The 8,919-nt window shown below is 35.5% G+C and carries 7 protein-coding genes; 6 read left to right on the top strand and 1 reads right to left on the bottom strand.

Annotation, left to right across the window (positions count from 1 at the left end; translation table 11 throughout):
- Positions 1-577: 577 nt before the first annotated feature.
- The 4 genes from AMS59_RS02970 (at position 578) to AMS59_RS24015 (ending at position 5,496) form a co-directional block, all read left to right on the top strand.
- On the top strand, positions 578-1,066 hold the full coding sequence (locus AMS59_RS02970) for a MarR family transcriptional regulator (RefSeq protein ID WP_053482269.1): 489 nt from the start codon (positions 578-580) through the stop codon (positions 1,064-1,066).
- Positions 1,056-2,255 (top strand): MFS transporter, encoded by a 1,200-nt coding sequence (locus AMS59_RS02965; protein ID WP_053482268.1) that lies wholly within the window; start codon positions 1,056-1,058, stop codon positions 2,253-2,255. The genes AMS59_RS02970 and AMS59_RS02965 overlap by 11 nt, the downstream gene beginning before the upstream one ends.
- A 526-nt stretch (positions 2,256-2,781) precedes the next feature.
- Positions 2,782-3,213: a CotY/CotZ family spore coat protein gene (locus AMS59_RS02960; RefSeq protein ID WP_053482267.1), complete on the top strand. Its 432-nt coding sequence runs from the start codon at positions 2,782-2,784 to the stop codon at positions 3,211-3,213.
- A gap of 111 nt (positions 3,214-3,324) precedes the next feature.
- Positions 3,325-5,496 carry a YheC/YheD family protein gene (locus tag AMS59_RS24015; RefSeq protein ID WP_082337363.1) on the top strand — a complete coding sequence of 724 codons (2,172 nt, stop codon included), beginning with the start codon at positions 3,325-3,327 and terminating at the stop codon, positions 5,494-5,496.
- 95 nt (positions 5,497-5,591) lie between these two features.
- On the opposite strand, the gene AMS59_RS02950 is transcribed toward AMS59_RS24015, so the two are convergent.
- Positions 5,592-6,797 (bottom strand): ATP-grasp domain-containing protein, encoded by a 1,206-nt coding sequence (locus AMS59_RS02950; RefSeq protein WP_053482266.1) that lies wholly within the window; start codon positions 6,795-6,797, stop codon positions 5,592-5,594.
- Between the two features lie 149 nt (positions 6,798-6,946).
- On the opposite strand from AMS59_RS02950, the gene AMS59_RS02945 reads away from it, so the two are divergent.
- Positions 6,947-8,338, top strand: coding sequence for a UDP-N-acetylmuramoyl-tripeptide--D-alanyl-D-alanine ligase (locus AMS59_RS02945; protein ID WP_053482771.1), 1,392 nt, complete (start codon positions 6,947-6,949; stop codon positions 8,336-8,338).
- Between the two features lie 130 nt (positions 8,339-8,468).
- Positions 8,469-8,909 carry a hypothetical protein gene (locus AMS59_RS02940; protein WP_053482265.1) on the top strand — a complete coding sequence of 147 codons (441 nt, stop codon included), beginning with the start codon at positions 8,469-8,471 and terminating at the stop codon, positions 8,907-8,909.
- The last annotated feature ends 10 nt before the right edge of the window (positions 8,910-8,919 follow it).

The following is an 8,919-nucleotide window of genomic DNA, read 5'->3' as shown; positions in this document are numbered from 1 at the left end:
CATTCGCATTCTCACCATATTCATTCAACTCAAGCATCATGATTTACACCACCCCCGCAGGTAGGCTTTCGTCAGCCGAACTGTTACGGTAAATTCTCACGCCTTTTCGCCGAGCTTATAACACTTTCATTCTTACTAAATCAAGTGCTATTCGACTAAGAGAGAACCCTTCCGAGCGTTACCTCTTCATTTGATTCTTCGATATAATCCTTCAGTTCCGAAAGGAATTGCCTAGCCTTTACCAGAGAGATGTAACCATCCTCTATTTAAACTAGGAACATTTCGCACAACTAAACTGCTCCGTTAGCACAATAAGAAAAAAGAGCTGTTTAAGCAGCTCAATGATCTTCAAGTAAAGCACCCGTTAGCCATCCATGTAGCGCAAAACCCGCGCTACACCACAGAAAATGAAAGATGATCACGTTCTTTCATGGGAGTTTAACAAGAACAGAGACGCTTCTTCAACAATTGCGCCTGTTTGTTTAACAGTTAATTTACACTTGACACCTCTTTTTGTTAACTGGTAAACTAATATTGTTAACTAGTTAACAATAAACAAGAAGTTAGGTGATACATTATGAATCATATAGACAAAAAGAAGGAAGCGTTGAATGCTTTGCAACAATTTATCAAAGAAAGAGAAGCCGTTCAAAAAAGTAAAAGCTTCAGTAAAAAAAATGAAGAAAACTCCATTGTTATGGATTGGACTCTCACTCAATTACACATTGTTTCAGCCATCAAGGCGCAGGGATCTGCGAATAATACATCCCTTTCGGAAACGTTAAACGTCTCCAAGCCAGCCATTACAAAGGCAATCAAAAAAATGCTAGAGAAGAACGTTATTGTCGAGACCAGACAGGAGACCAATCAAAAAGAAGTTCACTATCTCCTTACTGATTTCGGGAAGCAACTTGCCTCTATCCACGATCAATTGCATGAGAAGGCAAGGAATCGATATCTGCGCCTATTGGATAGTTTCAATACAGACGAGTTAGAAACCATTATAACTTTTTTAGAAATGATTACTGACAAACTAAAAGGTGACGACGTTCCATTTGGAGAATAAATATGCAAAAGAGTGTAGCTCAAAAAAATCTTTTGTCTTATATGCCCTGAGTATTAGCACGTTTTTTGCTTCTTTAAGCCAGAACATCTATACGCCGATCATTCCCCTTATTCGGGATTCGTTTGAAGTATCCATCAGCTGGGTGAATTTTACGGTCAGTAGCTTTATCTTTATTATTGCGGTGATACAGATTGTTCTGGGAACAGTGGTTGATCATCAAAATAAAAAAAGATTATTGCTCATTAGCCTTCTTTTGATGGGCATATCAGCAGTCATTTGTACTTACACCAACAGTTTTACGTTGTTTACGCTTTTCAGAATGATTCAGGCAATCGGGGCCGGGATAATCCCTTTAGTTGCAATTAGTATGATTGCACAGTTATTTGAAGGTGAAGCAAGAGGAAGTGCCATGGGAACGTATCAAATCCTGCTTACTCTTGCTCCCGCCGTTTCACCTGTGGTTGGAGGTTTTATTGGAGAGTTTTTTGGTTATGAGGGAATTTTCCTTTTTCTTTTGATTATGGCGGTTTCCTTGCTGATGTTCATTGTTTATCTGTTGCCAAGTGAAAAGCAGGATGAAACTGACGAAAAACCGTCCAAAGGATTTATCCATGCATATAAGGCAGTCTTTTCCCATTATATTGGAACAAGTATTATGATCGTCAGCTTTTTAGTGTTTTTCATCTATTTTGCTATTCTCGTCTATCTGCCTGTCTTGCTCCATGATCATTATCATGTATATTTAAAGTTCATTGGATTATTATATTTACCTTTGACAGTCAGCATGATTGTCGGAAGTATGTTATTTAAAAGGTTGCAGAAAAAAATATCCCTAAATACTTTGTTTATCTCACTGTTAATTGCTATGCCATTGCAGGTCATACTATTTGGTGTACTTCACGCTCAATCACTTGTGGGGTTAAGCATTATCTTATTTGGTTATGGAATTATGGTTGGATTTTCCGCCCCACTTTTTTCGACGCTTATTAGCAATGAGTACAGCGAGCACCGAGGAACAGCTTTAGGAGTTTTTAACTTCGTCCGTTATTCAGGTATGGCGCTTGGTGGAATGTCCTCCGCATTATATCATGTACTGCCTAGTTCTGCTTTATTTGTGCTGTTTGGTGTTTTACTGCTCTTGGTTTCCATCCTGCCTTATAAAAGATTTCAAAGCAGGAATGCTTCATAAACAAACAAAGACAACGGATATAGACACTTTTAATATCTGTTGTCTTTCTAGTTTTCACTTCACAATCTGGCCCGATTGTGGAATAAGAAAAGATCCTGCATATCAACACAGGATCTTTAATCAATCTTTATTATAAATGATCAATCTTTTTTATAAAACTACAATATAAGCTCCTTTTAAATTACTGCAACATTAGATTGATTTAATTGTTGTAGTAAATAGGGTCATTTGTGGAAAAAAAGAGGATAGAGCGGATTTTATTTAAGCTCTTCTATCCTTTTAATTTCTATACATATAATGTGTGACATTAAATAAGAATTCACTATTTAAAATAGTTTCAGCTTAAAACTTGACTTTTAATAAAACAAAATGGACGTTTTCTTTTTTTGCTAGAATCCTTATTTCCTTTCCGAAAAAAGTCGTCATATTCCTAAGTGCTACATATTATAGCGAGAAGGTGTTGAATATTTTTGTAATTGTTTCAATGTTTAAAGATAGATCATTAAGACTTAGGAGGGCTGAGGAAATGAATAATGAAAACAAAAGAAACCATTTTCTATGTGAAGCGCTCAACGACATAAAAGCACTCCAGGATATGATAAAGGATTTTCATTCAAAATACTTTGGTCAGCTGCTTGTGAAAATAGTGGGAAGCGATACAATTCCCTTTTTTTTAATAACACACAACGGTACTCGTTTAAAGTTAATGGATACTGTAAAGCAATTTGAAACAGAGTTTTTTCGCATAGAGGCTATTGATAAAGAATGTTGTCGAGGAACGGTTTCGCTTTTGCGTGCTTACGATTATGAAGGGCATGATACGAAATTAATTGCAGATGTTGTGAGGTTGGAAAAAACATCCACTGAAAAGTCCATTGATTTAAGTGGTATATCTGCGATTCAGTTATTAAAACCTGACATGTTAAAAGGGAAATTCATCATTGAGCCCAAATGGTGATAAAAATTTTAAACTACTAAATATCTTCAAAATTAGAGCATCTGTCTATATGCAAAGTGCATTTGTTGAATTTATTAGAGAGAGAAACATATGAAAGGAAGAGATTAATGAATGACAATTATTGGAATGCTACATCATCGACTAGATCCTACAACTGTTCTTAAGTCATATGCATATGCGGCCGTTGCTAATGCAGAAGGGGCTCAATTTTTTTACTTTACACCAAAAAGCGTTAACTTTGATAATCGTTTGATAAGAGGGAAGGTATATGAAAATGGCGAATGGCATGAAAAAATGATGCCCTTTCCAGATGTTATATACAATGCAGGGAGTCCTGAAAAATTATCGGTATCTAAAGAAATTATCGAGAAATTGAAAGAGGAAATCCCTTTTACAACTCATTCTATAGGGAATAAATGGAATGTTATGAAGCGTCTGAAGGAAGCTAAGGAATTTGAAAAATATTTAATCCCAACAGAAGTTGTGCAAGATGTTGAAGTGTTTCATAAGTTTATCTCATACCATAAAAAAATAGTGTTTAAGCCGATAGATGGTCGAAAGGGGAAAGGGATTTATTTTATTTCCAGAGTAGGGAGTACTGATTTTGAAGTAAAGAAGGATAGCGAAAATGAAGTGTATTCTAAGTCACAGTTGGACGAATTAATAAGAAGGCAACTTTCTACGGGAACTTTTATCATGCAACCCTATATTCAATCGAAAATGAAATCTGGTCAAATCTATGATTTTCGTCTCCATGTGCAAAAAAACGGGGAAGGCAAATGGATTGTGACGACCGTTTATCCGCGCATTGCGCCAAATGGTTCGATTATCCCCAATATTAACAATGGTGGCTATACCAATTATTTAGATCCATTTTTGGAGCAGGAATTTAAAGAAGAAGCATTTAACATTCGCCGCATGCTAGAGCATTTTTCCTTGTCTTTAGCACATCATTTAGATGAAATTCAGATGGTGCAATTCGGAGAGGTTATTGATGAGATTGGCATAGATGTAGGATTAGATGAGAATCAAAAAATTTGGATGTACGAAGTAAACTGGCGGCCAGGCTGCCCTCCTGCCTTTTATTTAGAATTAGATGTTGTTATTAATACGATACGATATGCAATATACCTAGCGAAGAATCAAAAACAAATGACAAGACAAATTAGACAACAACAAAATAAGTCAGTAACCAAAGAACAACAGAAGCCAATTATCGCGATTACCGGAAGTGCTGGGAAGACAACATCTAAAGCATTTTTAGCCTCCATTTTATCAGGAAAATGGAATATTTTTGAGTCGAAAGATTATTGGAACACGACAGAGCATACAAAAAAACATGCGGAAGAAATAAATGCTTCACATCAAGCAGTTGTGCTTGAGTACGGTATGGCCTATCCAGGAATCATTACCGATCATTGCAGCATTATCCAACCGAATATCAGCATCATCACGAATATAGGTTTAGCACACATAGGTAATTTTGATGGAGATATTAAAGGTGTGGCAAAGGCAAAATCGGAATTAATACATGGAATGGATCAAAACGGTTTACTGATATTGAATAAGGATGATGACAATTCGAAGCATTTAGAAACACAGCAGTTTAAAGGGAAAATTTTAACAGTAGGTATTCATAGCACAGCTGACTATAGAGCTTATGATATTCAATATAAAGATATCGGCATGACCTTTAAAATAAAATTACAGGGACAGGAAATTGCAATGTATATCCCAATTTTAGGAGAACATCATGTTTATAATGCACTTAATGCGATTGCTGTTGCTGATTATTTAGGATTTAGCCCATCTGATATTGAGGCGGGACTAAATTTTAAAAAACCACCTAGAAGATTAACCATTTATAATTGTCGCGAGGACATAACAGTTATTGACGATACGGTTCACTCTCATCCACAAGGTGTCCGTGCTGCGATTGACGTTCTTACGAATATAGCCAAAAAGCGTAAAGTTGCTATAATTGGTCAAATGCGAGAATTAGGGGACTTAAGAGAAGAGGAATATCGTAAAGTCGGTGAGTACATCTATGAGCAAGACATAGATTTATTCATCACTTATGGTTTTAGGACGGAGGAAATGGGGGCAGCTGCGATGGCCAAAGGAATGGATCCCTCAAAGATATATCATTTTATCAATAAGGAAGAATTGCATGCGCTATTAGAGAAAATAATAAAACCTTACGATACAATTCTAGTAAAGGGTGCTAGTAAAACAAATATGTTTGAAACGGTAAAATTCCTAGATCAAACATTTACAGCATAAATTCAAAAACCCGAATAATTGCCATCTGAAAGCGGCAGTTATTCGGGTTTTTAGTTTTGGTTCTAAAATAAAAACGAATTTTTATAGCAGTGAATTTACAATGTTTTTAATAGAAATTTGATTTCCTTCGCGGCGGTTATAGCGTTATTTTTTGCCTCAGCCAATGTGGCACCTTCAGCAATGACATATGCATAACGATGACCCATGGATAAAGGTGGAGTTAACAATGTTCCTTTTCTAGGCTTCACAAATACTTCTACAACACCTGTTGAATTAGTTGCTCTATTTTTACCAATCACTCTTTCTAAAATACCTTTCTTCTCCACAATTACGTATTTTGTAAAAACAAACTTTTTATATCTCGGTTTTACATTTGGTTGCTCACCTAAAAATAATTTAAGTGTTTCTTCGACTAAACTAATTCCTAATGCAGCTTTTAGCATGTTATTCATGGCTCCTCCTGAAATCCGAGGGTTAATCTCAATAAGCTTCCAACCATTTTTTGTCAAACGAAGCTCTAGATGCAATGTACCAGTTTCAATGTTAAATGCTTTGACGATGGAATTCAGTACTTCCTCAAGGCCTGTTTGAATATCTTTTGGAGGTTCTACGAGTACGCCATAACCAGTAATGATGAAACGTTTACCTTTTGTAATCTCCTGCTTAATAATGCCGATAATTTGAGCTTGCCGCTTATAGACGAGTGCCTCCACTAAATATTGGGGACCTTCAATATATTCCTCAATCATAACTGTTTCATTGGGGTTTTTACTTTGGAGAAATTCGAGATGTTTATCTAGTTGACTTTTATTTGTCGCTAAAAGTACGTCTTTTGATCCTGTGGATTTAGGTGATTTTACAATTAATGGGAATTCCATATTGTTAGAAAGTGATTCGTTTGGTTTTTTAAGAACAAAATTTGGGGAATAAGGTTGATTTTTTAAGAAATCTCTTGTTTTCTCCTTATCCTCCATTATTTCAATGGCTGTTGACGAAGTAAGATTATAGCAAAATTCATCACACAAAATAGACGCAATATGAACAAAGGGGTCTACAAAACTAACAATAGTTTTAATATCTAATCCGATATTAAACAGTTTATCAATTTCTTTACTCATTACTTCTATATTTGATGTGTCGATGAAAATCATTTTATGAACATCTGGATAGGCTTTTCTCTGTTGTATTTGTTTTTCATTGTTTGTGAAAAGTACCGTAAAGTAACCCAATTTCTCTGCTGCTCTTATTGCTTCACGGCTCGATCCAGATTTGTTTGTACCGATAAAAATAATTGTTTTCAACCATATCACTCCTCCGATTAATACTTAGATTGTTATTACGTTCTATTTATATGAAAAAAAATAGCTTTCATCTGGTTATGTATCACAACAACAACCAATCAACTTTTCTTGAAGGGCATATAATAGATATGAAAGGAAAGTGAATGGATATGAAACCTATAATTGTGAAAGATTTAGTAGATATTGTTTCAGGTGAATTGATGCAAGATTCGGTAAATGAAGTGGTACTTCATGGTGCATATCGGCTAAAACAAGTAAAGTATTCAAATACAGCCCTTTTTATAAGTAAAAGAATAGTAGACTGGAAAAAACTTGAACCATTTTTCCCCATAATACTCGTAACAGATTGTGACTATAGACAAAAAGATCTTCCTAGAGATGTAATAGTCATTAAAGTTGCTAACACAGAAGAAGCATACTGGAAGTTTGTGCACTACTACCGTGATCAATTTAAAATCCCTGTTGTAGCCATTACTGGAACCTCTGGAAAAACAACAACAAAAGAGATGATTAAACATATTCTTTCTTCAGAAATAAAAGTGTCAGCAACAAATCTTAGCAGTAATTCTAGAACAGCTTTTTTACAGTATTTACTTAACATAGAAGATGAAACCGAAGCGGCCATTATAGAAACGGCTGTTGGCTCGCCTGGAGATGTGAGCAATGCTGGTAAATACTTCAAACCGACAATTGGGATTATTACAAATATTGGAGAACATCATTTAAATTATTGCAAAACATTAGAAGGGTACATCGAAGCAAAGGGAGAAATGTTACAGATTATTGATCCTATGGGTACATTAATTATAAATACAGAGGATGTTAATACAAGTAAAATTGATATGACGAATTTTTCAGGACGCATTATTAGAATTGGTCAACATGCATCTTGTAATTTTAGAGCAAGTAATATTCGCTTCAGTTTAAACGGCATGAAGTTTACTTTGCATCATAATATGAAAAAATATGACCTATTTGTTCCTGGATTTGGGGAGCATCAAGTGTACAACGCACTTGCAGCAATTGCAGCGGTTTATGAAATGGGTATAACAATTCCAAAGGCAGCTGTTCAATTACTATCATTCAAGCAGTTGAAAAAACATCTACAGCTATTTGAGGGCATCAATGATTCGATCCTTATAGATGATACATGGAGCATTACAACGACGTCCTTAAAGGCTGCATTAGAGGTATTAAATGAACTTGGTAAAAACAAAAAAAAGGTGGCAGTCATCGGGACGATTACGGATTTAGGTTCTTACGGATATATTATCCATGAACGAGCAGGGGAATTGATAGTTGATATAGGTGTGGATGTACTGATCACAGTTGGGAAACATGCTAGTATCATGGCCGACCATGTAGTGGCATTAGGTATGGATGTTCCTGTCTATAAGTTCAATAATAGTATCAACGTTTACCAGTTATTAAAGGATATAGTGGATGCCAATACAATCTTACTAATAAAAGGGGATATGTATACTAAGGCATTACATGAATTAGCTAAACAATTGAAGAGTTCTCCTCTCTCCTCTGAATAGGTTTTATTTCAGAGGAAATTTTTTTACTATACATTTAAGGGAATACTATCTAGTTCTATGACAAATACAGTGCCTTTTAAGGTGTTTCGCTAATATATTGTAGAAATCTATAAAGAAGGGAGGGGAAAATATGGGAGTATTGTGTCCTTGTGGCGTAAAGGTTAATGCTTTTAAGGAAAGTAATAACGTCAAATTTGACGGGGTAAACGGTACGATTAAAGGGAATTTGACGTACCTTGCGGATATTTGTGTTACGACTCTTGCAACTTCTACACTTTCTTTAGAATTTGACGATACTGAGACACCAAATCAATTCAGCTTCCTGTTCACAGCTAATGACATCACTTCTGTTACTTGCAAAAGGGAAGGGCAGAACTGTGTCGTAACCGTACAAGGTACAGGAACGATTGGAGAGAACGAATTTTCTTTTGAAGCTGTATTTAGAGATCAAGTTGCGACAGCTGCGAAAGATAATGTTCAAAGCTTTGTAATCAACAATTTCTTCAATCAAAATGGTGCAGTTCCTGTTACACAAGGTTCTATTGTTGCATTAGGCTGTCAGTCTCTGTAACGATAATGAA

Origin of the sequence: Lysinibacillus sp. FJAT-14745, from assembly GCF_001275675.1 — a bacterium.
Taxonomy (GTDB): domain Bacteria; phylum Bacillota; class Bacilli; order Bacillales_A; family Planococcaceae; genus Lysinibacillus.
This window is presented reverse-complemented; position numbering and strand designations above follow the sequence as displayed.